The organism is Uruburuella testudinis (genome assembly GCF_022870865.1).
Classification (GTDB): Bacteria; Pseudomonadota; Gammaproteobacteria; order Burkholderiales; family Neisseriaceae; genus Neisseria; species Neisseria testudinis.
Map to the genome: position 1 here is coordinate 753,732 of NZ_CP091508.1, position 19,657 is coordinate 773,388.

The 19,657-nt window shown below is 51.8% G+C and carries 18 protein-coding genes, 5 tRNA genes and 1 pseudogene; 19 read left to right on the forward strand and 5 right to left on the reverse strand.

Annotation, left to right across the window (positions count from 1 at the left end; genetic code table 11):
- Positions 1 to 59: 59 nt before the first annotated feature.
- The 3 genes from LVJ83_RS03435 (at position 60) to LVJ83_RS03445 (ending at position 2,278) form a co-directional block, all read left to right on the forward strand.
- Positions 60 to 2,039, forward strand: coding sequence for a cation:proton antiporter domain-containing protein (locus LVJ83_RS03435; protein ID WP_244786334.1), 1,980 nt, complete (start codon positions 60 to 62; stop codon positions 2,037 to 2,039).
- A 76-nt stretch (positions 2,040 to 2,115) separates the two neighbouring features.
- Positions 2,116 to 2,191, forward strand: a tRNA-Val gene (locus tag LVJ83_RS03440).
- Between the two features lie 10 nt (positions 2,192 to 2,201).
- Positions 2,202 to 2,278: transfer RNA gene (locus tag LVJ83_RS03445), tRNA-Asp, on the forward strand.
- A gap of 592 nt (positions 2,279 to 2,870) precedes the next feature.
- Here LVJ83_RS03445 and LVJ83_RS03450 read toward each other — a convergent pair.
- Positions 2,871 to 3,440, reverse strand: a complete 570-nt coding sequence (locus LVJ83_RS03450; protein WP_244786336.1) for an OmpA family protein — start codon at positions 3,438 to 3,440, stop codon at positions 2,871 to 2,873.
- Between the two features lie 161 nt (positions 3,441 to 3,601).
- Here LVJ83_RS03450 and glyQ point away from each other — a divergent pair, with 161 nt between their 5' ends.
- The 12 genes from glyQ (at position 3,602) to LVJ83_RS03510 (ending at position 14,613) form a co-directional block, all read left to right on the forward strand.
- Positions 3,602 to 4,507, forward strand: coding sequence for a glycine--tRNA ligase subunit alpha (gene glyQ / locus LVJ83_RS03455; protein ID WP_244786338.1), 906 nt, complete (start codon positions 3,602 to 3,604; stop codon positions 4,505 to 4,507).
- A gap of 240 nt (positions 4,508 to 4,747) precedes the next feature.
- Positions 4,748 to 4,963: a RhuM family protein gene (rhuM, locus tag LVJ83_RS03460; RefSeq protein WP_244786340.1), complete on the forward strand. Its 216-nt coding sequence runs from the start codon at positions 4,748 to 4,750 to the stop codon at positions 4,961 to 4,963.
- 164 nt (positions 4,964 to 5,127) lie between these two features.
- Positions 5,128 to 7,188, forward strand: a complete 2,061-nt coding sequence (gene glyS, locus LVJ83_RS03465) for a glycine--tRNA ligase subunit beta (RefSeq protein ID WP_244786342.1) — start codon at positions 5,128 to 5,130, stop codon at positions 7,186 to 7,188.
- 152 nt (positions 7,189 to 7,340) lie between these two features.
- Positions 7,341 to 7,784, forward strand: coding sequence for a DUF7832 domain-containing protein (locus tag LVJ83_RS03470; RefSeq protein ID WP_244786344.1), 444 nt, complete (start codon positions 7,341 to 7,343; stop codon positions 7,782 to 7,784).
- On the forward strand, positions 7,763 to 8,875 hold the full coding sequence (gene rfbB, locus LVJ83_RS03475; protein WP_244786346.1) for a dTDP-glucose 4,6-dehydratase: 1,113 nt from the start codon (positions 7,763 to 7,765) through the stop codon (positions 8,873 to 8,875). Before LVJ83_RS03470 ends, rfbB begins: the two co-directional genes overlap by 22 nt.
- On the forward strand, positions 8,872 to 9,744 hold the full coding sequence (gene rfbA / locus LVJ83_RS03480; protein WP_244786348.1) for a glucose-1-phosphate thymidylyltransferase RfbA: 873 nt from the start codon (positions 8,872 to 8,874) through the stop codon (positions 9,742 to 9,744). Before rfbB ends, rfbA begins: the two co-directional genes overlap by 4 nt.
- A 30-nt stretch (positions 9,745 to 9,774) precedes the next feature.
- Positions 9,775 to 10,317 carry a dTDP-4-dehydrorhamnose 3,5-epimerase gene (gene rfbC, locus LVJ83_RS03485; RefSeq protein WP_244786350.1) on the forward strand — a complete coding sequence of 181 codons (543 nt, stop codon included), beginning with the start codon at positions 9,775 to 9,777 and terminating at the stop codon, positions 10,315 to 10,317.
- 5 nt (positions 10,318 to 10,322) lie between these two features.
- Positions 10,323 to 11,372 carry a glycosyltransferase family 4 protein gene (locus tag LVJ83_RS03490; RefSeq protein WP_244786352.1) on the forward strand — a complete coding sequence of 350 codons (1,050 nt, stop codon included), beginning with the start codon at positions 10,323 to 10,325 and terminating at the stop codon, positions 11,370 to 11,372.
- Between the two features lie 13 nt (positions 11,373 to 11,385).
- A complete protein-coding gene (gene gmhB / locus LVJ83_RS03495; RefSeq protein WP_244786354.1) occupies positions 11,386 to 11,955 on the forward strand; it encodes a D-glycero-beta-D-manno-heptose 1,7-bisphosphate 7-phosphatase in 570 nt (189 codons plus the stop codon).
- Positions 11,956 to 12,007: 52 nt separating this feature from the next.
- A complete protein-coding gene (locus LVJ83_RS03500; RefSeq protein WP_244786356.1) occupies positions 12,008 to 12,748 on the forward strand; it encodes a lysophospholipid acyltransferase family protein in 741 nt (246 codons plus the stop codon).
- 158 nt (positions 12,749 to 12,906) lie between these two features.
- Complete coding sequence (locus LVJ83_RS03505; protein WP_244787632.1) at positions 12,907 to 13,596, forward strand: M48 family metallopeptidase; 690 nt, start codon at positions 12,907 to 12,909, stop codon at positions 13,594 to 13,596.
- A 471-nt stretch (positions 13,597 to 14,067) separates the two neighbouring features.
- Positions 14,068 to 14,613: a lipocalin family protein gene (locus LVJ83_RS03510; RefSeq protein WP_244786358.1), complete on the forward strand. Its 546-nt coding sequence runs from the start codon at positions 14,068 to 14,070 to the stop codon at positions 14,611 to 14,613.
- Positions 14,614 to 14,819: 206 nt separating this feature from the next.
- Here the strand turns inward: LVJ83_RS03510 and LVJ83_RS03515 are convergent, their stop codons facing one another.
- The 4 genes and pseudogenes from LVJ83_RS03515 to LVJ83_RS03530 form a co-directional block, all read right to left on the reverse strand.
- A complete protein-coding gene (locus LVJ83_RS03515) occupies positions 14,820 to 15,899 on the reverse strand; it encodes an AAA family ATPase (protein WP_244786360.1) in 1,080 nt (359 codons plus the stop codon).
- Positions 15,900 to 16,449: 550 nt separating this feature from the next.
- On the reverse strand, positions 16,450 to 16,713 hold the full coding sequence (locus LVJ83_RS03520; protein ID WP_244787808.1) for a hypothetical protein: 264 nt from the start codon (positions 16,711 to 16,713) through the stop codon (positions 16,450 to 16,452).
- 65 nt (positions 16,714 to 16,778) lie between these two features.
- Positions 16,779 to 16,931, reverse strand: a pseudogene (locus LVJ83_RS03525) (Arm DNA-binding domain-containing protein); the annotation flags it as partial.
- Between the two features lie 183 nt (positions 16,932 to 17,114).
- Positions 17,115 to 17,199 (reverse strand) — tRNA-Leu (locus LVJ83_RS03530).
- Positions 17,200 to 17,375: 176 nt separating this feature from the next.
- On the opposite strand from LVJ83_RS03530, the gene LVJ83_RS03535 reads away from it, so the two are divergent.
- From LVJ83_RS03535 to LVJ83_RS03550, 4 genes are all read left to right on the forward strand, one after another.
- Positions 17,376 to 18,044 (forward strand): GAF domain-containing protein, encoded by a 669-nt coding sequence (locus LVJ83_RS03535; protein ID WP_244786362.1) that lies wholly within the window; start codon positions 17,376 to 17,378, stop codon positions 18,042 to 18,044.
- On the forward strand, positions 18,037 to 18,633 hold the full coding sequence (gene ribA / locus LVJ83_RS03540; protein ID WP_244786364.1) for a GTP cyclohydrolase II: 597 nt from the start codon (positions 18,037 to 18,039) through the stop codon (positions 18,631 to 18,633). Before LVJ83_RS03535 ends, ribA begins: the two co-directional genes overlap by 8 nt.
- Positions 18,634 to 19,188: 555 nt before the next feature.
- Positions 19,189 to 19,264 (forward strand) — tRNA-Val (locus LVJ83_RS03545).
- A gap of 11 nt (positions 19,265 to 19,275) precedes the next feature.
- Positions 19,276 to 19,352, forward strand: a tRNA-Asp gene (locus LVJ83_RS03550).
- Positions 19,353 to 19,657: the final 305 nt, after the last annotated feature.

The following is a 19,657-nucleotide window of genomic DNA, read 5'->3' on the forward strand; positions in this document are numbered from 1 at the left end:
GGCTCACTGCTTTGTCGGCTTACTTTTTGAATCAGTATTATTGAGAGAAACGAATAAATATGGAGCATTTTTCCCTCGCCCCGATTGTGATTGTGCTGTTGGTTGCTGTGTTGACGGTAATTGTGTGCCGCCGCTTGAATATCCCTTCTATGCTGGGCTATCTGCTGGTGGGTTTTATTGCCGGGCCGGGTATGCTGCATCTGATTCCGCAAACGTCTGCTACCGATTATTTGGGTGAAATCGGGATTGTGTTTTTGATGTTCAGTATCGGCTTGGAATTTTCACTGCCCAAACTTCAGGCCATGCGCAAGCTGGTTTTGGGTTTGGGTGGTATGCAGGTGGTGCTGACTGTTGCACTGATATTGGGCATTTTGATGTTGCAGGGCACGCCTTTTGCTTGGGCGTTTGCAGTAGCCGGTGCGCTGGCCATGTCGTCTACAGCGATTGTCAGCCGTATTTTGGCAGAAAAAACAGAATTGGGGCAGCCGCACGGGCAGATGGCGATGGGTGTGTTGCTGATGCAGGATATTGCGGTAGTGCCATTGATGATTCTGCTGCCTGCGTTGGCCGGCAGCAGCGATAATTTATGGCTGGCCTTGGGTTTGGCGGCATTAAAAATGGTGTTGACGCTGGGCTTGTTGTTTGTGGTCGGCAGCCGGGTGATGACGCCGTGGTTCCGTTTGGTGGCCAAGCAGAAATCATCTGAGCTGTTTATGATTAATGTGCTGCTGGTCACTTTGGGCGTGGCTTATCTGACCGAGCTTGAAGGGTTGTCGCTGGCTTTGGGGGCGTTTGTGGCAGGCATGCTGTTGTCGGAAACCGAATACCGCTTTCAGGTTGAAGACGATATCCGCCCGTTTCGCGATATTTTGTTGGGCTTTTTCTTTATCACGGTAGGCATGAAGCTTGATATTGCCGCTCTGCGGGAGGGCTGGCAAACGGTGTTGATGTTGTTGGGCATCTTGCTGCTGCTCAAAGCGTTGGTAATTTTTTTGATTGCACGCTATTTGCGCCACAATATCGCCAACAGCATGAAATCAGCCATGTATTTGGCGCAGGGCGGTGAGTTTGGTTTTGTTATTTTGGCGGTTTCGCATAGTCTTGATTTGCTTTCGATAGAGTTGGAGCAGGCGGCAACTGCGGCGATTTTAGTATCGATGATATTGGCGCCGTTTATCTTGAATGCGAGCGACCGTGTGGTTAACAAGCTGGTTAAGTCGACTTGGGATATGAAAGCCGTCGATTTGCAGAATATGTTAATCGACACCATGAACAAATCAGAGCATGTGCTGATTGTCGGCTACGGGCGCGGCGGCCAAACCATCGGCCGTATTCTGGCGCAAGAAAATATTCCCTATTATGCGCTGGATATGGATGCCGAACGGGTGCGCATTGCTCACGGTGCGGGCGAGCCGGTATCGTTTGGTGATGCCAAGCGGCGTGAAGTGCTTGAAGCGGCAGGCTTGGGGCGTGCGCAAATGGTGGTGATTACGCTGAACAATATGGCTGAAACCAAACATGTGCTCAATAATATTATGAGCATGCACCCGACCATGCCCGTGCATGTGCGTGCCGTCAGCGATGATTATCTGCAAACCTTTACGGAAATGGGCGCGGAAGAGGCGGTTTCCGATACCAAAGAAACCAGCCTGGCGTTGGCTTCATACGCCATGTTGGGCGCAGGGCGTTCGTATCAGCATGTGCATCAGGTGATGATGAATATCCGCCGCAGCCGTTATCAAATGTTGGAAGATTTGTTTGTCGGCAGCGATGATGAAGCCGGATTTTATGATGAGCGCAACAGCGTTACCCGTTATGCCTTTGCCTTGCCTGAGGAGGCGCGCGCGATCGGCAGCCCGATTCATGCACTCCCTTTGGCTCATTTGAATGTGAGATTATTGTTTGTGCGGCGCAACACGCATCAACTGGCGCAGTTTGATGAGGATTTTCGTTTGCAAGCCGGAGATATCTTGGTGGTAGCCGGCCATCAGGAAAAAATAATTTCTTTTGAAAACTGGTCGCTACAAGGTAAGGCATAAAAAAATTAAAAAAACACTTGCGCAGATAACGGGATTTTGGTTTAATCACGTTCTCGCAGCAACACAGCGATGAAACGGGTGATTAGCTCAGTTGGTAGAGCGTCTGCCTTACAAGCAGAATGTCGGCGGTTCGACTCCGTCATCACCCACCATTTTTTGTGCGGAGTGGTAGTTCAGTTGGTTAGAATACCGGCCTGTCACGCCGGGGGTCGCGGGTTCGAGTCCCGTCCACTCCGCCAACCCATATAAGAAAAAGCACCGTTTTTAACGGTGCTTTTTCTTATATGGGTAAGTATGCCGGTTTGTAAAAACAGGCTGATAAGACGGCAAGCCGAAGGCGGTGCAGTTCATGCAACAAGGCGTAGCAACGCCGTAACACTTTTTTATTCGTTTCACTATAAATCGATGTGATTCGCGGGCCAAGCCTACGCTACGCAGTTGCTGAAGATTAAAATATTTCAGACGGCCTCAAACGGCCTGGTAGCATGGGTTTTGCCCGTAAAATCTATCGCAACAGCAATTAAATAACCGCATTTTTTAAAATCAATCTAACTGGTTTCAAAAAAGAAATCAATAAAAGATTTTTAGAATGAAAATTGCCGAATCTATAGGATACCTTGGCTATTCATTTGCAGATGCTTTTTGCCTGAAAACACATTTGCGTTGCAAAGCCTTGCAAGGCGGCTAATTTTGCAGCGTTTTTTGCCTGGTATTTGCCTTGCCAGGCGCAAAAATGCCGTCATAAACGACGTCGGAACGCCATCGTGACATTTGCCGAAAAATAAAAAGTCCGCATCATCAAAATGCGGACTTTTTTAAAACCGGAGTGGGTTATTCCAACACCACTTCTACGCGGCGGGCTTCGGCGTTGCTGCCGCTGCCTTCGGCATTTTCAGGTTTGCGCAATTCGATTTGCGCTTCGGGTACGCCAAAGCCGAGCAGAGCATCGCGCACGGCAAAGGCGCGCTGCTTCGACAGCTCTTCATTTTGCGCTTGGTTGCCGGTTTCATCGTGAAAACCGGAAATCACCGCTTTTCGGCCTTCTTTCACGCCCGCCAATACATCTTGCAGGGCTTCGCCGGCGCCGGCGGCCAAATCGGCTTTACCGGTGGCGAAATAGAATTTTACAATACCATTTTCAATAATGATTTTGGCATCATCATTGTTTTGGGTGTCTGCAGCCAAAATGGCATCAGCCGGGCTGCTGGCAGCCATTTCTGTTGCCGTTGCTGTTTCGCTGATGATAATGGTTTCGGAAGCGGCTGTTTGTTCCGAACCTTCAATGCGGCCGGTTTGCCAGCCCCATACTGAGAAAAATAATACGGCTGCGGTGGTCAGCGCCACAGCAGCAGCGGGCAGCCAAAAAGCCAAGCGTTGTTCGTTGCTTTCTTGATCAGACATCTCAAACTCCCTTAAAATAATCGGATTACAGGCAATAACATCAAAATTTTCCGCATTATACCCAACTTGCCGCCGATGCAACAGCTAAATCCCTGTTCAATAAGCCGCCAAAACAGTAAAATGGCGCCTTTATACGCATTTATCTATTTGGCAGGGCAAACATGCTGACATTCCAACAAATCATTTTCAAATTACAAAACTTCTGGGCGGAGCAAGGCTGCGTGGTGTTGCAACCGTTTGATATGGAAGTGGGTGCGGGCACCAGCCATCCCGCCACCTGTCTGCGTGCACTCGGCCCCGAGCCGTGGTTTGCCGCCTATGTGCAGCCCAGCCGCCGCCCCAAAGACGGCCGTTACGGCGACAACCCCAACCGCCTGCAACACTATTATCAATTTCAGGTGGCCTTGAAGCCTGCACCGGCCAATATTCAGGAGCTGTATCTCGATTCGCTGAAAGAATTGGGCATCTCGCCGCTGGAACACGACATCCGCTTTGTAGAAGACGATTGGGAAAACCCCACGCTCGGCGCATGGGGCTTAGGCTGGGAAGTGTGGCTCAACGGTATGGAAGTCACTCAATTTACCTATTTCCAACAAGTGGGCGGTATCGACTGCACGCCCGTGCTTGGCGAAATCACCTACGGTATCGAGCGTTTGGCCATGTATCTGCAAGGCGTGGAAAACGTGTACGACCTTGTGTGGGCGCAAACCCCCGACGGCCAAACCGTTACCTACGGCGATGTGTACCACCAAAACGAAGTGGAACAGTCTACCTATAATTTTGAATACGCCAATGTGGAATTGCTGCTGCAAAACTTCAACAACTTTGAAGCCGAAGCCCGCCGCCTGCTCGAAATCGAAGACGCCAGCCTCGCGCTGCCCGCCTACGAACAAGTGCTCAAAGCCGGCCATACCTTCAATATGCTTGATGCACGCGGCGCCATTTCCGTAACCGAGCGCGCCACCTACATCGGCCGCATCCGCAACCTCAGCCGCATTGTGGCACAAAAATTTGTCGAAAGCCGTGAGGCCTTGGGTTTTCCGCTGATTAAAAATAAAACGGCATAATTTTTCAGACGGCCTGAAGATTAAAAACGCAGACAACCAAGGCCGTCTGAAAACCAAAACCGATTGATTTATCAGGTAATCATGCAACCGATTGAAATTTACCAAAGCTAAAGTGGGCAAGCTTAGACTGTTTGGCTGTCGCAAACTCAGATGGCCGAGCTATTCGGACGTGACCAATCTGTGATTTCACAACCTATCTGTAATGCGCTGGAAGAAAATGAAATCAATGAAAAAAGCAATATGCAAAAAATACATATCGCTTCTACTGGCCGCCCGGTAACCTTTTATGATTTGGTAACCATCATATCTGTTGGTTACCGCATTAAATCAGCGCAAGGCGTAACATTCCGCCGTTGGGCAACCGTCTGCCTGAAAGACTGCCTGCCCGAAGGCTGCGTGCTCAACCATAAGCGTTTACAGCAAACGCAGCCGAGTGGGTGCAAGCCTTGGCGCTGATTTAAAAACTGCTGCTTCGCCCGCATTAGCCGTGGTTACACCAACCTTATTGGTGGCGTAATCCGACCCCAAACAGAAAGAAACCTTGATTCGACTGATGATGCGCATGCTGCATCAGGCCGTCTGAACAAAGAAACCAAACATTTGTAACAGAAAGTTTAACCATGACCCAAACCTTATTAATCGAACTGCGCACCGAAGAGCTGCCGCCCAAAGCCCTCAACCTGCTGGGCAACAGCCTGGCGGCTTCCATCGTTGAAGCGCTGGCAAAAGCGCAATTGATTGAAGGCGAAGCCGATTACACTGCCTACGCCTCGCCTCGCCGTTTGGCCGTGCAGGTGAAAAATGTTAAAGCCGTGCAGGCCGACCGCCGGATTGTTAAAAAAGGCCCCGCTGTGGCCGCCGGCATAAAAGACGGCGTGCCGACCAAAGCGCTGGAGGGTTTTGCCCGTTCGTGCGGCGCAGAAATCGCCGCGCTCAGCATCGTTAATGACGGTAAACAAGATGTGTATGCTTATGAATACACCCAGCAAGGCCAGCCCTTGGCAGCGCTCATCAGCGAGATTTTGGCACAGGCTGTGAAAAAACTGCCGATTCCGAAAGTGATGCGCTGGGGCAGCAGCACCCACACCTTCGTGCGCCCCGTTCACGGGCTGGTGGTGATGCACGGTGCAGATACTGTGGCTGCTGACGTATTGGGTTTGAGCAGCCAAAACGCTACCCTCGGCCACCGCTTTCTTTCAGACGGCCAAATCGTGCTGAACAGCGCCGACAGCTACGCCGAGCAAATGCGCGAACAAGGCAAAGTGATTGCCAATTTTGCCGAACGTAAAGCCGCTATTCAAACCGCCTTGAACGATCAGGCAGGCCGTCTGAACGCCCAAGTGGCCGCCGATGAAGCGCTGCTTGATGAAGTGACTGCGCTGGTAGAATGGCCGGTGGTGCTCGAGGCCGGATTTGAGGCGCACTTTTTACAAGTGCCGCAAGAATGCCTGATTCTCACCATGCAGCAAAACCAAAAATACTTCCCGCTGCTGGACCAAAACGGCAAGCTGATGAACCGCTTTTTGCTGGTGTCTAACCTGCAAGCCCAAGATCCTAGCCACATCATTCACGGCAACGAACGCGTATTGCGCGCGCGCCTGGCCGATGCCGAATTTTTCTACAAGCAAGACCAAAAAGCCACGCTGGAAAGCCGCTTGCCCAAGCTTGCCCATGTGGTTTACCACAATAAAATCGGCAGCCAGGCCGAACGCATCGACCGCCTGATGAGCATCAGCGGCAGCATTGCCAAAGCATTGGGCAGCGATGTGGCCGTAGCCGAGCGCGCCGCCCGCCTGGCCAAAGCCGATTTGGTTACTGAAATGGTGGGAGAATTTCCCGAATTGCAAGGCACCATGGGCAAATACTATGCCGCTCTTGATGGCGAAACGCCCGAAATCGCCGCCGCTATTGAGCAGCACTACCAGCCCCGCTTTGCCGGCGATGCCCTGCCTGAAGGCAAAACCGCCACCGCCGTATCGCTGGCCGACAAGCTCGAAACCCTGGTCGGTATTTGGGGCATCGGGCTGATTCCCACCGGCGACAAAGACCCATACGCCCTGCGCCGCGCCGCTTTGGGTGTGTTGCGCATGCTCATGCAACACGATTTGAACGCCGCCGAATTGATTCAGACGGCCTACAACAGCTTCCCTGCCGGGATATTGAACGACAAAACCCCCGCCGAAGTGGCCGAATTTATGCAGGCGCGTTTGGCCGTATTGCTGCAAAACGATTACCCGCAAGACGTGGTTGCCGCCGTGCTGGCCAAACAGCCGCAGCAGTTGGGCGATATCGAAGGCCGTCTGAACGCTGTAGCCGCCTTTAAAGCGCTGCCCGAAGCCGCTGCGCTGGCCGCCGCCAACAAACGCGTGCACAACCTCTTGAAAAAGGCCGATGCCGAATTGGGCGAAGTGAATGAAAGCCTGTTGCAGCAAAGCGAAGAGCAAGCCCTGTTTGCCGCCGCGCAAAGCCTTGCCCCCAAAATCGAAGCCGCGTTGGCCAAGCAAGACTTTCAGACGGCCTTAACCGAGCTGGCCGCCATCAAGCCGCAAGTCGATACCTTTTTCGACGGCGTGATGGTGATGGCCGATGATGCCGCCGTGAAGCAAAACCGCCTGAACCTGCTCAACCAATTGGCGCAGCAAATGAACGCCGTGGCCGACATTGCCTTGTTGGGCGAGTAAAACAGCGTTATGAAAAGCGGGCCGCCCCCGCTTTTTTCTTGCTGGAAAACACAGCCGGCGTGCAACAGAGGTTTTGATACCATGCCGTCTGAAACATTTTCTGCACAATGCTATAATCCGCCTATTACATTCATGCCGTCTGAAAGCCCATCATGTACGACAACATCCGTTTCCACACCGATGAAAACTACCCGGCCAACCTGCCGCCCGAAGCCGCCGTCACCCATATCGGCATGTATTGGGCGTGGGCAGCTGCGCAAGGGCTGGCCAACCCCGTGTGGCAAAGCGCACCCGAGAGCCGCGAAGATTTTGCCGCGATGCTTGAGGGCCGCATCAACGGTTCGGAATTTCTGCTCACTCATATGGACGGTGCGCTGATTCCCGAAGATTTCAACGAATTGGGGCAGCGTTTCACCTCGTTTTATTACGACGATGAAGAAGAGGGCTACGGAAAATTTATGGAAGATTATGTCGTTACCATGAATACGCCCGAGCTGGACAGCTTCTATCATGTGGCCGACAACGCCGAAAACCGCGCCGTGCTTGAAGCCGTGTTTCAGACGGCCTTTGAGCAATGGCAGCAGTCGTTGCGTTAATTCATGATATATCTTCGAAAATGAAAATTTTAATTACCGGCGGTGCCGGTTTTATCGGCTCTGCCCTTATCCGCCATATTATCCGCCACACGGAACACCGCGTTGTCAATGTCGACAAGCTCACTTATGCGGGCAATCTCGAATCATTGGCCGAAGTGGAGGCGGACCCGCGTTATGCTTTCGAACAGGTGGATATTTGCAGCCGGAGTGCGCTTGAGCGCGTGTTTGCTGTGCATCAGCCCGATGCGGTGATGCACTTGGCGGCGGAAAGCCATGTCGACCGATCTATCGACGGGCCGGCGGCTTTTGTGGAAACCAATATCGTCGGCACATACACCTTGCTCGAAGCCGCGCGTGCTTATTGGCAGCAGATGCCGTCTGAACGGCGGACGGCTTTTCGTTTTCATCATATTTCCACCGATGAAGTGTACGGCGATTTGCACGGCAGCGGAGCGTTGTTTACCGAAACCACGCCGTATGCGCCCAGCAGCCCTTATTCGGCCTCAAAAGCCTCCAGCGACCATTTGGTGCGTGCGTGGCACCGCACTTACGGATTACCGGCCATCATAACCAACTGTTCCAATAACTACGGCCCTTATCATTTCCCGGAAAAACTGATTCCGCTGATGATACTCAATGCATTGGCGGGCAAGCCGCTGCCGGTTTATGGCGACGGGCGGCAAATCCGCGATTGGCTGTTTGTAGAAGATCATGCGCGTGCGCTTTATGCGGTGATTACGCGCGCACGGGTAGGGGAAACCTATAATATCGGCGGCCATAATGAGCAGGCCAATATTGATGTGGTGCGCAGCATTTGCCGCCTGCTGGAAGAAATGGTGCCCGACAAGCCTGCCGGTGTGGCAAATTATGAAGACTTGATTAGCTTTGTGGCCGACCGCCCCGGCCATGATGTACGTTATGCCATTGATGCTGCTAAAATCCAAAACGATTTGGGCTGGCGACCGCAAGAAACATTTGAATCAGGCCTCCGCAAAACCGTGCGTTGGTATCTGGATAACCGTGAATGGTGGCGGCGTGTGCTGGATGGTTCTTACCGTTTGGAACGCTTGGGGCAGGGAGCGTTATCATGAAAGGCATTATTTTGGCCGGCGGCTCCGGCACACGGCTGTATCCGGTCACGCGCGGCGTGTCGAAGCAGCTTTTGCCGGTGTACAACAAGCCGATGATTTATTATCCGCTCTCAGTGCTGATGCTGGCGGGTATCCGCGACATTCTGGTGATTACCTCGCCGGAGGATAACGCCGCTTTCCGCCGTTTGCTCGGCAACGGCAGCGATTTCGGCATCCGTATCGAATACGCCGAACAGCCCAGCCCCGACGGCCTCGCGCAAGCCTTTATTATCGGCGAATCCTTTATCGGCAGTGACAGCGTGTGTTTGGTGTTGGGCGACAATATTTTCTACGGCCAGTCGTTCAGCCAAAGTCTGCAAAAAGCCGCTGCGCAAACCGATGGCGCCACCGTGTTTGCCTATCAGGTTAAAGATCCCGAACGTTTCGGTGTGGTGGCGTTCGATAGTAATTTCAAAGCTTTGTCGATTGAAGAAAAACCGTTACAGCCGAAATCGCATTGGGCGGTAACCGGGCTGTATTTCTACGATAACCGTGTGGTGGCATTTGCCAAACAGGTGAGGCCGTCTGAACGCGGCGAATTGGAAATCACCAGCATCAACCAAATGTATCTCGAAAAGGGCGCGCTCAACGTGCAACTGCTCGGCCGCGGCTTTGCCTGGCTAGACACCGGCACGCATGAAAGCCTGCATCAGGCCGCCTCATTCGTGCAGACTGTCGAGGAATTGCAAAACCTGCAAATCGCCTGCCTGGAAGAAATTGCCTGGCGCAACGGCTGGCTTTCAGACGGCCAATTGAAAAAACTGGCCGGGCAGATAGGCGAAAATGAATATGGCCGCTACCTGCTGCATTTGCTTGAAAATCGCCATTAACATTCATATGTTGAAAGTGCCGGTTGAACCATGAATATCATTGATACCGCCATCCCTGATGTGAAAATCCTTGTACCGGAAATTCTTGAGGACGAGCGTGGTTTTTTCATGGAAACATTTCGTGACGAATGGTTTCAAGCCTATGTCGCCCCACAAATTTTTGTGCAGGAAAGCCATTCCAAATCCGCGGCCGGTGTATTGCGCGGGCTGCACTACCAAACCGTCAATACGCAGGGCAAACTGGTGCGCGTTGTGGCAGGTGCCGTATTTGATGTGGCTGTTGATTTGCGCCGCAGTTCGCCCACTTTCGGCCAATGGGCGGGCGCGCTGTTGTCGGCGGAAAACCGCCGTCAATTGTGGGTGCCCGAAGGCTTTGCCCACGGCTTTTACGTGTTGGGTGAGGGCGCGGAATTTGTGTATAAATGCACCGATTATTACAACCCCGCCGCCGAGCACAGCTTATTATGGAACGACCCGGCTGTCGGTATCGATTGGCCGCTCACCGGCGAGCCGCAACTGTCGGCCAAAGACTTAGCGGCCAAACCGCTCGACGAAGCCGTTTTATTTGATTGAAACGTATGAACAATATTGCTATCAGTATCAATTGTTTCCGCAACGGCGGCGGCATGGAAAGCTACACCTTTGATTTGGTCAAACAGCTGCACGCCGATAGGCACGCCGTTAAAATCTATGCCGCCACATTTGACACGGCGCGGCCGGAATACCGTCAAATCGAAGCAGTATGGGTCAACCAAAAACGCATCCCAAAAAAACTGCGGCCGTTTTTCTTTGCCCGCCAACTCAACCGCCTGCGCCTTGCCGGCGAGCCGCTGATTGCCTGCAATCCCGCCGATAATGCCGATGTGTTTATCTGCGGCGGCACCCATTTGGGCTATCTGCAAGGCATGGGGCAAACCGCCAACTTGCTCGATAAACTTACCATCCGCCGCAACCGCAGCAATTACCGGAGCGCACGGCTGATTATGGCGCATTCAGAATTGATGCAGCGCGAGCTGAGCGGCCTGTATGGCGTGCCGTCTGAAAAAATCCGCGTGGTGCATCCGCCTGCCGATACCGGGCGCTTCTTCCCACAGCCCGAAAACATCGCCGCCACCCGCGCACAATACGGCTTCAGCGATAAAGAAACCGTATTTCTTTTCCCCTCTACCGGCCACAAACGCAAAGGCCTCGATATGCTGGCCGAATTTTTTGAGCAGACCGATTTGCCGGTAAAACTGGCCGTGGCCGGCTCGCCGCTGCCGCGACCGATGAAAAACGTGGTTGAGTTGGGTTTTTGCAAAAACATGCCCGAGCTTTACCGCGCTGCCGACTACACCATTATGGCCTCAATGTATGAGCCGTTCGGCCTTGTCGGTGTAGAATCCGTGCTTTGCGGCACCCGCGTGGTGTTGGCTGATAATATGGGTTGCTGTGAAGTGTTGAATGACAACGCAGGCTTTTTCTTTTCGCGCCAACAGCCGCAAACGCTTGCCGACAGCATCGCCAAAGCGGTTGCACTCAAGCAGAGCGGCAATCATAAATTGGCCGAACCGCAACAGGCATTAAGTTATAATCCCACTTTAGAATATCATATCCGCCAGCTTTACAGCATGCTGGAGGCCGTCTGAAAGGCTTAATACAATGAAACTGATTATCCTCGACCGCGACGGTGTGATTAATCACGACCGTGATGATTTTGTAAAGTCGGCTGACGAATGGGTGCCGATTGAGGGCAGTATGGATGCGATTGCGTTTCTTGCCGAAGCGGGATACACCCTTGCCGTGGCCACCAACCAATCGGGCATCGGCCGCAAATACTTTACCATGCAAGACCTGACCGAAATGCACAATAAAATGCACAAGCTGGTGCAGCAGGCGGGCGGGGTAATTGACGGCATTTGGTTTTGTCCGCACACCGCCGATTCGGATTGCGATTGCCGCAAACCCAAGCCGGGGATGGTGAAAGACATTATCGAACGCTTTAATGCCGAAGCCGCAGACACCTGGATGGTGGGCGACAGCCTGCGCGACTTACAGGCAGTGGCGGCCGTTGGCGGCAAACCCGTCTTGGTGTTGACCGGCAAAGGCAGCAAAACGCTGGCGGCTGAGGGCGAACAATTGCCGGAAAATACACAAGTGTTTGATAATTTGCTGGCATTTTCGCAATATTTGACACAGCAGGCTGATGCAAAGCCGGCGGATAAGCCATGAATCGAGGCCGTCTGAAAACTGCTTGCCCGCCCTTTGATAGAGAAAGATTTACATGCTGATTATCCGTAATTTGCTTTACTGGCTGCTGTTGTGCCTGATTACCCCGCCGATGTTTTTGCTGTTTATCCCTGCTGCGTTTTTCCCGCAAGGCGCCAATAAAATGGGGCGTGCTTGGGCGTTAACGCTGGTGTGGATGCTCAAACACATTATCGGCTTGAACTACCGTGTTATCGGGCGTGAGAATATTCCTGCCGGGCCTGCGATTATTTGCAGCAAACACCAATCAGGCTGGGAAACCTTGGCCTTGCAGGAAATTTTTCCGCTGCATGTGTATGTGGCAAAAAAAGAATTGTTTAAGCTGCCGTTTTTCGGTTGGGGTTTGAAATTGACCAAAGCCATCGGTATCGACCGCAGCAATACCGCGTTGGCCAGCCAGCAGTTGATGGCGCAAGGCCTGGCGCGTAAGAATGAAGGCTTGTGGATTGCCATTTTCCCGGAGGGAACCCGCATGCCGCCGGGCACCAAAGGGCGTTACCGCCTCGGCGGTGCGCGGATGGCCAAGCTGTTTGGCATGGATTTGGTGCCGGTGGCGCTCAACAGCGGCGAATTCTGGCCGCGTAATTCGTTTCTGAAATATCCGGGCGAAGTTACCATTGTTATCGGCCAACCTTTGCGCCACGACAGCGCCGAGCCGGAAGTGCTGATGGCACAATGTGAAGCGTGGATTGAAAACCAGCAAAAGCAAATCAGCGGAATAGGGCCGTGCGCACGCGCCCCGCATCAAGGTGTTTGAGCGGGCAGGTAAAGTGGTATGCTTGATAATTGGTTTGCGGTTTTGCCGTGTGTGGGCAACTGATGGCGCTGGCCGGTCAGGATGCCGTCTTGCCGGTTTGGCTTGATGATATGAGTATCAAAAAAGCCCCGCGTCAGTATTTATGATTTGAACGGATGATGATGCTGTTGGCACACACTCTTTCAGACGGCCGTGCGATTACGCTTGAGTTGAAACGCAGCGCCAAGAAAAATATCATTATGCGCCCGCTGGATGCCGGGCGCATCAGCGTGAATGTGCCGCCGTATTTGGGCGAGCGGCCGTTGCGGCATTGGTTGCAAACCCATGAAGATTTGGTGCTGAAAACCTTGGCTTGCCGCCCAAAAAGCGACAGCGCCGCGCAAATGCCGGCGCAGATTTGGTATCGCGGCGAAATGCATGATTTGCATATCCACACTCAAGCACATATCCGCCGCGAACAGGCCGGTTTTTTGCTGCCGTCTGCACCCTGGCCGCAACAAAAACAGCATTTGCGTCGCTATTTGACTGAACGCGCTGCCGAGGTGCTGTTGCCGCGTTTGCAGGCGCATGCTGAAAAAGTGCAGCTTTTTCCTGCGGCGGCGGCGCTTTCCAATGCCAAAACTTTTTGGGGCGTATGCCGCAGCCGCAGCGGTATCCGCTTGAATTGGCGCTTAATCGGTGCGCCTGATTTTGTGGTGGATTATGTGTGTATTCACGAGCTTTGCCATATTCCGCACCCCAATCACAGCTCGAAATTTTGGGCGGCAGTCAACCGCCACACACCGCATACCGCTGCGGCCAAGCAATGGCTGAAACAGCACGGTTCGGAATTGTTTGTGTTGGATTGAGCAAAGCGGTTAAGATAAGGCCGTCTGAAACAAAAGAAAAAGAGCTTGATAACTGCCCGGCTGCATCGATTGCCGCCGGCGCGATGCTACCGCTTCTTTCCTCTTCTGTTTCAGACGGCTTGATTATGTTTGAGCCCTAGGGTGTTCTGACCATTCAGAATTATTCAGATTTTTTGTGATAAAAGTGCAGATGCCAGGCACAAAACGCAGCAAGATTGGACATCTTGCGAGGCTTTTTAACGCAGCAGATGTGCTTTTAGCGCAAAAAAGATGATGGTATATGAATTGTCAGGATACCCTAGCCCGCTTGAGCTGGCTCGTGCCAGCATACGTGTTTGCCGTCTTCGGCCGGCTTGCCAGCTTACTTTTGTGAGCGGGTATAAGTTGAGCGGTTAAAGTTTATTTTGAACCGTCGGCATCGGCTTGCTTTTTCAGATGGTGCCTGTTTTTGGTTTTTTTGGGAAGAATATCATGAAAAAAACGGCTTGTTTATTGTGTTTGGCGGTTGCTGCCGCTTCCCTGCCGGCAGTTGCCGAAACCGTTACGCCGCCTGCCGTTGTCGCGCGGGTGGATGTGCCGCGCTATATGGGTGTTTGGCATGAAATTTCACGCTTGCCGATGAAGTTTCAAAATGCCTGCGCGGGTGAGGTTACTGCCAACTATACGCTGAATGCCGATGGTAGTGTTAACGTGCTCAACCGTTGCCGGAAAAACAATGGTGAAATGATGCAGGCCAAAGGATTGGCAAGAGCGGTTGATAAAACCGGCAGCAAACTGCGTGTAACTTTTTTGCCTGAAGGATTACGCTGGCTGCCGGTGGGCAGGGCGCCGTATTGGATATTGCGTTTGGATGAGAACTACCAAACCGCATTAGTCGGCACGCCCGACCGCCGGTATTTGTGGCTGTTGTCGCGCAGCGCGAAAATAGATGAAGCGCTGTACCAGAGCTATTTGGAAACCGCACGTGAGCAAGGCTATGATTTGAAAGAATTAATTATTAATCCGGAAGCATTTTGATTGCGGCAGGGTGAGCGTGCTTAACAATATTCATACAATATTGCTGTGGAGAGGCGCGAATTAAGCGTTTAATAAATTGAAATAATTGAATTTATTTTCAGTTGAAATTGAAAGCAGCAACAAAAATCAAGTGCTTATCATGGCTTCAGCCCTGCATTTGTCCTTGCCGGATAACACACCGGCAAGGGTTTTTCAGACGGCCTTATTTAAGTGTTTTCCAAAATCCATGTTTTCAGCAGCGGATTGTTTATCTGCCATTGGTCGGCGGTGTTTTTGCTGATTAAGTCGTGCCGTTGCAGCCGTTTGATTGCACCTTGTGTGCTGCTGCTGCTCACTTCATTGATGCCAAGCGCGGCGGCGTATTGCTTGCGGCTGTCGTTGCTGTAGGGGCTGCTGCTGTCGGTGGCCGCCATAGCCTGCATGATGGCTTGTTCTAGCGGCTTCAATTTCTGCCATACGCCTGATTCTGTGCCTTGTGTGTTGAGTTGCGCCAGCCGATAGTCTGCGGCGGCTTCAAGCGGCAATTCGGGGTTGATAATCATATCTTGAATGATGGCCCTCATATACATCGGCGTGTGATTCAGGCGCTCAAACAAGCGGTATAGCGCAGCTTTATCCAGACTGTTACCCGTGCGTTGGCAATAGATATCGGCCAGGAAGTCGGTGAAGTCTTGCCCTAGCTGGGGAAAGTCTAAGGCATGGGCAAAATGGAAAAACGGTGCTTTACTGTTGTTGAACATGGTTTTCAGCCCGTTGGTGCTGCTGCCCGTAAAGATGGTTTTTACGTGGTCTTGATGGATGTCCAAGCCTGTACGGAGTGAGCGGATCAGCCCCGCAGCCCCTGTAAAGCGTGCCAACTCCTGCACTTCGTCCAGCAGCAGCAAGGCGGGGCGGTTGGCGGCGGCAATGGTGCTAATCAACTCGACAATGCCGCCTGCGGGGTCGGCGCTGTGTTGCCGCTCGATGACAAGGCCGAATGCCTCCACTTTGCTGATTTGGCCGATAAAGGTTTTTGCCTTGCCGCCTGTTTGGATGTTTTCGGCAAATTGTTGTAAGGCCGTCTGAAAACGAATGGGAATGTTGCCATCATCGGCCATAAAGGAAAAGTAGAAGACGTTGAAACCTTGCTGTTCTGCCAGCGGAGCAATGTCTTTCAGCAGAAATTGCGTTTTACCCATACGGCGCGGGGCGAATAAGGTGAATGCGTGTGTAATGCCGCCCTGTAGGCTGTTTATCAGCTTGGCGGCATATTCGGGGCGGTGGAAATATAGCGGGTCTGCTTGCATGGTTGCGGTGGTTGCTGGTGGATGTTGTTATACATGATTATACATAGAATGGATAATTATACAAACGCTGTATAACGATGGATAAGCACCCGCAATAAAGCCGATGTTTCAGACGGCCTTTTTATCGTGCTGCAATATCTGCTTGGCGGTTTCATCGTGTCGCTTCAGAAAGTCGCGGTACTATTGCACCATTTCACGACGTTCGTTTGCATACTTTGCCAAAGATGAATAACACCTAATTCACAAAAGTAAGCGCACAAGGCGGCGAGCCGGGGATAGTGCAGCTAGGGTGTCCTGACCATTCAGAATGATTCAGATTTTTTGTGACAAAAGCACAGACGCCGGGCAAAAAACGCAGCAAGATTTGGGCATCTTGCGAGGCTTTTTAATGCAGCAGATGTGCTTTTAGCGCAAAAAATATGATGATAGATGACACATCAGGACAGCCTAGCACGGGGCTGGTTGATTTGGCGAGTCAGCGCCTTAGCGAAAACAGCCCTATTCGAGCTCTGGTGAGTCAATGCAGTTAGGTTGTTTTTGTGAATGGGTATCAGCGCCCGTTACCTTGTTGGCTGTAAGGTGTGCTGGTTGGGCCGCTATCTGATGCTGTCGGCGGTTTCGATGCGCCGCAGTTGATGATGTTTTCTGTCAGGGCTTTAATGGCGGTAATGTTGATTTCGTCTATCGGCTTCCGTCGGTGCAGGTTGGCGGAGCCATTGCGGTGTGATTGCCTCGAAGGTGTTTGCCAGAGCGGCAGCTCTTTCGGCTTTGGTCTGTTGGTTGGCGGCGGCGGGGTCTTGCCCTGTTGCAGCATATTGCAGCCTTGTTGGCGACTTCGCGAGCTTCTGTAAGTGATACGGCGAGGGATTTGCCGATTGAAAGCAGCTTTTCTTTTCCGCCAATGCGGTATTTCAGCCGCCATAATTTGCCGCCGCTGGTGTTGATGTACAAATACAGGCCACGCCCACCATTCAGTTTATAGGGCTTTTCAGCATGCTTGGCATTCTTTATTTGGCGGTCGTTTAGTGGCATTTTGGGGTATTTTTTCAGGGGTATTTCTCAATACGCCCAACTTGTGATTTATTCAGTTAGACGGCATTATGCGATTAGATACCAAGCAAGTATTCAATCAGCCTGAAAGCCTTGCCAGTATTGAATTTGATTGATTGCGTTAGATTGCATTAGACAAAAAAATAACCCCTAAAATGGGTTGGGTGGTGCGGACGGAGAGACTCGAACTCTCACACCTCTCGGCGCCAGAACCTAAATCTGGTGCGTCTACCAATTTCGCCACGTCCGCGTTGATGTTTGGGCAGGTGGCCGATTATACCGAAAGCTTTGCCAAATGCAAAGGCAGATACGGCTTGAAAAAGCGGATACTGCCCTCAACTGTATGCGCATTCATCAGGCCGTCTGAAAGCTTGCATGGTTAAGTGGTTTCAGACGGCCTGTCATATAGAAAGAGAAGGCAAGGCCATGGCGGCTTTATTGATTGAAGATTATTTGCAGACACAGGGGCTGCGTTTGCCGCCGGATGAGGTGCTGGCGGCCTATTTGACAGCACAGGCAGTGATGAACCGGGGCGAGGCGGCGATTGACCGGCATATTTTGTGGTATGAAAACGATGAAGCGGTATTGGCCGAACATATCGAAAAAAATGATGCCCATGAAAGCTTGCTCAAACAAATATTTATGGCTCTCGATTCGGTGTGCAGCCGCACCGGGCAACAAAGTGCGGTAGTGTATGCGTTGATGCCGTCTGAAAACAGCGATGTCCGGCTGGTGCGTTTGGCACAGCAGGGCGAAGTGATTGAGCAGCAAATAGCGGTAACGGAAGAGAGCGGTTGGCAATATCTGCCGAGCCGCACGGCGCAAACCGGCTGGATGAATATTGTCAACGATGTGCCGCAATGGCTGGCGCTGGAAGAATTGAAAGGCAGCCGCCACAGTTGCAGCCAAAGTCAGATGTCGTTGCCGGTATGCCATGCCGGCGGTGCCGTGCTGGGCGTGGTGTATGTGGAGCATGCCGAAAAAGAAGCTTTTGATGATGCGGCTCTGGCAGATTGGGTGGGCTTGTCCTTGGCTTTGGCTCTCCCTTTGCAGGCCTTGCTGCGGGGCGAAGAAGAGGAGCCGGAACATGATTAGTCCGGTAAAATTTGTGGCCGCCTGCCGTCTGCCGACGGAATGGGGCGTGTTTACCCTGCATGGTTTTGAAGATGTGCGCGGCGGGCAGGAGCATGTGGCGCTGAGCATGGGCGATATTGCCGATGGCGCCCCGGTGTTGGCACGGGTGCATTCCGAATGCCTGACCGGCGATGCGTTGTTTTCGCAAAAATGCGATTGCGGCCCGCAGTTGCAGGCCGCGATGCAGGCGGTGCAGCAGGCGGGGCGGGGCGTGATTGTGTATTTGCGCCAGGAAGGCCGCGGTATCGGCCTGATTAACAAAATCCGCGCTTATCAGCTTCAGGATCAGGGGCTGGATACAGTGGAAGCGAATGTGGCGCTCGGTTTGCCGGTGGATGCCCGCGATTTCACGCTGGCCAAGCATATATTTGATTACCTGGGTGTGCAGGCAGTGAATTTGTTGACCAACAATCCGCAAAAAGTGCAGGTGCTTACCGATGCCGGCATCAACGTCGCCCAACGGGTGCCGCTGCATGTGGGTGAAAACTTGGAAAACGAGCGCTATTTGCATACCAAAGCCGAGAAGCTCGGTCATTGGTTTGATATTTGACCGCCGCGTGCAAAGCGAGAAGAGGCCGGAGTTAAAGAATCTTGGCCGAATATAAAGTTTCAGACGGCTTGATGCATTTCTATCAGGCCGTCTGAAATGCTTATGGCCGTTGAACTTATCGCCATTGCAAAGATAAACGGACACGCCGACAAATCGAAGGCAGTATGCATGTGCGATGGGGCGGAACAACGCAGTTAGGATGTCCTGTCTATAAGAAACGGCAATGGAATAACTGTGCTTTTATAATTCATTTAATTGTTTTAAAAAGAAATTAATAAAAATTATTAGAATGATAATTACCAAACCTATATAAGTTGGAGAAGAACAGATTTTACAAAGGCGCTGAAGAGGCAGGCCAACCGGCTCCGTGTTTTCTATATGGCCTTTGGTTTGTTGCTTTGCCAGCTGGTTTTATAAATGGGCATTGGGGTTGAAATAATTTCATTTTTGTTTCAATTATTTGTGAATATAGTGAATGATTTCTTACGAAAAACACTTGCACGAAGGGCGGGATTTTGGTTTAATCACGTTCTCGCAGCAACACAGCGATGAAACGGGTGATTAGCTCAGTTGGTAGAGCGTCTGCCTTACAAGCAGAATGTCGGCGGTTCGACTCCGTCATCACCCACCATTTTTTTGTGCGGAGTGGTAGTTCAGTTGGTTAGAATACCGGCCTGTCACGCCGGGGGTCGCGGGTTCGAGTCCCGTCCACTCCGCCAATCCTGATAAAAAAGCACTGCTTATTCAAGCAGTGCTTTTTTGCTATTGCCGTTCAATTGAATCGTTGTACGAGGCGGGGAACGAAGATGGAATAAACCTAAACCATCATAATGATAATCGCATTAAAATAGCAGATAAAGTATCGATCTGTCAGGCCGTCTGAAAAATGATTTCAGACGGCCTGTTTTTATATCTGCCCGAAAAATAACTTGATTTTTGTGCCGTTTGGTTGCCGAGTTGCGGCATTTTTACATTTAAACAAACGTTCAGGGATGTTTATAAAAAGATTAAATGATGGTAATAT